Source organism: Synechococcus sp. H55.11 (assembly GCF_047462475.1).
Taxonomy (GTDB): Bacteria; Cyanobacteriota; Cyanobacteriia; order Thermostichales; family Thermostichaceae; genus Thermostichus.
The window spans coordinates 48,650-51,407 of record NZ_JANSJI010000313.1; the positions used below are offsets into that span (position 1 = coordinate 48,650).

1 protein-coding gene is annotated in these 2,758 nt (G+C 53.8%); it reads left to right on the forward strand.

All coding sequences use genetic code 11. From position 1 onward, the window contains the following. Positions 1-84: 84 nt before the first annotated feature. Positions 85-2,758, forward strand: a 2,674-nt coding sequence (locus tag NW853_RS12545) for a DEAD/DEAH box helicase (protein ID WP_414349163.1), incomplete at its 3' end; no start/stop codon positions are given.

Genomic DNA, 2,758 nt, shown 5'->3' on the forward strand with positions numbered 1-2,758 from the left:
TGGGAGAGGGGCTGGGGGTGAGGGCAACATAGCAGTGGGGAGTTGGAACAAGCTTCTGCCAGCAGTTCTAGAAGCCTGCAGTCTATGGCTCGACTGGAAGATCTCAACCCCGGTGCAAGGGTCAGAGGGATCCTGCCAAACCAAGCCGTTGTCATCGTCAACGTGAAATGGCACGGCAGCAGTGCCATCGAGGTCATCTACAAAGACATCCAGGGGCAGCCCCACGCAGAGCTGCTGTTTCGCAACCAAGAGCCAACTTTGGAAGTTGTTCAGGAGGGATCCCTTTGCAACTTCGAGGGAGAGGGTGCTCTCTTCCGGTTGGTTTCCGAAGCGCATCGCATTCGGCTGGCTCATCTTTTCGATCCCCTCCTAGCTGTCCACACCTCTCTGGTAGAGCCTCTGCCCCATCAAATCAGTGCCGTCTACGAGGAAATGCTGCCGCGGCAGCCGCTGCGGTTTTTGCTGGCCGACGATCCAGGGGCTGGCAAAACCATCATGGCAGGGCTGTTGATTCGGGAGCTGCTGATTCGCGGTGACCTGCACCGCTGTCTCATTGTCTGCCCCGGCAGTCTGACCCTGCAGTGGCAAGAGGAGATGGTGCAAAAGTTCCATTTGCCCTTTGAAATTTTGACCAACGATCGTCTTGAAGCAGCTCGAACAGGGAATCCATTTCAGGAGATTCCGCTGCTCATTGCCCGGCTAGATAAGCTTAGCCGAGATGAAGCCCTACAATATAAACTTAAGCAAGCTGATTGGGACTTGGTCGTTGTCGATGAGGCCCACAAACTTTCGGCATCCTTCTTTGGCGGAGAAATCAAAGAAACCAAGCGCTACAAGCTGGGTAAATTGCTCTCTCAGCTAACGCGCCACTTTTTGCTGATGACAGCCACTCCCCACAATGGCAAAGAAGCAGACTTTCAGCTTTTTTTGGCCTTGTTGGACGAAGATCGCTTTGAGGGAAAATTTCGAGATGGAGCTCACACCTGCGACGTCTCGGATCTCATGCGGCGATTGGTGAAAGAAGACTTGGTTAAGTTTGACGGCAAGCCGCTTTTTCCAGAGCGAAGGGCTTACACCGTCCAGTATGCCTTATCTGATCTGGAAGCTAAGCTTTATCAGGAAGTTACCGATTACGTACGAGAAGAGTTTAACAATGTAGATGCCTTGGACAACGATGGTCGCAAGAGAACTGTTGGTTTTGCCCTGACCATCCTACAGCGTCGGCTAGCCTCTTCTCCAGAAGCGATTTACCAATCCTTGCGGCGACGGCGACAGAGGCTGGAGCAGCGGATCAGGGAAGAACAATTACGGAGTCGAGGAACGAGAAATATTACTGTCACTATTCCCCCGCTTGATGCGGAAGGTTGGGAGGAAGACTTTGAAGACTACACCGCTGACGAGCTGGAAAAACAAGAAGAAGAGTTGGTAGATCAAGCAACTGCCGCTCGCACCATTGTCCAGCTTAAGGCAGAGATTCAGCGGCTTCAGGATCTAGAAAAGCTGGCTGAACGGGTGCGACGCAGTGGTCAGGATCGCAAGTGGGAAGAATTGTCCAAGCTGTTGCAAAATCAAGGGGAAATGTTCGACGCCGGTGGACATCGGCGCAAGCTGGTGATCTTCACCGAACACCGGGATACCCTTGAGTACCTGGCCGACCGCGTGAGAACTCTGCTGGGGCAGTCAGAAGCAGTGGTTACTCTTCACGGCAGCATGGGTCGGGAGGAGCGCAAGAAGGCTGAAGAGGTTTTTAAGCAGGATCCGGCTGTGCAAATCTTGATTGCCACCGACGCCGCCGGGGAGGGGATCAACCTGCAGCGAGCCCATCTAATGGTTAACTACGACTTGCCCTGGAATCCCAATCGCTTGGAGCAACGGTTTGGGCGAATCCACCGCATTGGGCAAACTGAAGTCTGCCACCTATGGAATTTGGTGGCTGCAGAAACTCGCGAGGGGGATGTCTACCTGGCTTTATTGAAGAAGCTGGAGAGCGAGCAAAAAGCCCTAGGGGGCAAGGTCTTTGACGTGCTGGGCAAGGCTATTGATGGGAAGGAATTGCGAGAGCTGCTCATTGAGGCCATTCGCTATGGTGATGATCCAGAGGTGAGAGCTCGGCTAAACCAGAAGGTGGCAGATTACCTAGATCGAGAACGGCTGAGAAAGCTCCTGGAGGAACGGGCTCTGGCCCACGACTCCATGGACATCACCAAGGTGCAACAGATTCGATTAGAGATGCAGCGAGCTGAAGCCCGGAAGCTCCAGCCTCATTTTATTGCTTCCTTTTTCCTAGAGGCCTTTCAACACTTAGGGGGCACTGTGCAAAAGCGAGAATCCAAACGCTACGAAATTACCCACGTGCCGGCAGACATTCGCAATCGGGATCGCCAGATTGGCTTGGGCGCGCCTATTCTCAGAAAATACGAACGGATTACCTTTGATAAAAGCCTAGTTAGCGTTCCCGGAAAACCTTTGGCAGAGTTTGTCTGCCCTGGCCACCCTCTTCTGGAAGCCACCATCGATCTTATTCTGGAACGATACAGAGACTTACTTAGACAGGGATCCGTCCTTGTCGATGAAAGGGATCCCACCGAGACGCCGCGGGTTTTGGTGTACCTGGAGCACGCTATCCAGGATGGGCGGACTGATCGCAATGGCCAGCGGCGAGTCATTTCCCGCCGTATGCAATATGCGGAAATCCTGGCCTCTCCCATGGGGCGGGATGGCCCTCACCCCCCAGCCCCCTCTCCCATGGGGCGGGATG